The 1212-nt window shown below is 39.5% G+C and carries 1 pseudogene; it reads right to left on the bottom strand.

Annotated features, from left to right (window positions below):
* Positions 1-1212, bottom strand: a pseudogene (locus ACFIO3_RS13405) (autotransporter outer membrane beta-barrel domain-containing protein); the annotation flags it as partial.

Raw genomic sequence — 1212 nt, 5'->3', positions numbered from 1 at the left:
CAGAAGGCTTTGGTTCAACAGGGGAAGAAGCAGAAGGAACAGAATCTGGAGATGAAGGTGATACCGGAACAGAGGGCTTAGATGGCATAATCTCATCCGTAGAAGTCTCAACTGGAACAAATGGTGCAGGCATAGGCACAGCAGAAGGATTTTCTGGAACTGTTGGTACAGAGGGAGACGGAACTGGTGCAGAAGGAGTCAGCGTCGAATCCGTAGGGATAAATGTTTCAGACGGTTCAGATCCCTCAGGCAAAGAAGGTGTAGATGGTATAAGTGGAGGCTCAACAGAAGGGGGTTGTTCAGGTGAAATAGTCTCTGTTGGTCGTTTAGAAGGAACCGTCTCTTCTTCAGATTGAGGAGGTAAAACTGTAGACGTTGGCTTAGAAGCAGTTTCAGAAGAATCTAATTCAGGACCAATGTAAACACTTTCGAGACGAAAATCCCAAAAATCCCCTTCTCCAACAACCAATCTATTCTTTGGATCTGCATTTCCAGAAGAAGAACTTGGACCATAGGCACGAAGTTTATATTGATAAGGAAATCCATTCACTGTAGTATAACTATTGGCTAACTTAAAAGAACTTTCCTCTGCTGTCCCAGCAACTTGAACAAGTGAAATACTTTGACTCCCTTTATTGCCAGCTTCTCCTTCTAAGGTTTTGGAAAATTTCTCCATCATGAGCAGTGTACTTCCCAAAACATTCCCGTAGATCAAAATACGATCAGTTTTTTGCGGATTAAACGAGCCGTCATTATTCACAAACGCACTCATCTTAATCTGCACATTTCCCTTTGCATTATAAGCGTCTTTATCATATTGTATCCCATCTATTGGATTTATGTCATTTAGATTACTTCCTTTCTCAATATATACTTTTCCAATATATAGCGTTTGATAATCTTGAGATATAAATTTATCAAAAAAAATTGTGCTATCAGAAATGCTTATAGACGAAAGTAATGAATCTACAGGAAGAGATTCCTGCAAATCTGTATGTTTCCTTTTGGTGAGATACCATGCAGAGCCATGTGTTAATTCTAAGTGAACAGTTGATACATCCTCAACACGAATACCCCCTGTAAGGGTAGAATTCTTTGCTTTCACCAATAGAGAAGAATTATTTTGAGCCTTTAACAATAAATCACCAGAGATCTTTGTCCTTTCTGTTAATTCAATGGTAGCTTCAGCTCCATAAATATCATCTCCCGTAC

The organism is Bartonella sp. AD328YNZD (assembly GCF_042196425.1).
The sequence above is the reverse complement of the archived record's forward strand: the minus strand, read 5'-3'. Positions and strand labels throughout refer to the sequence as shown.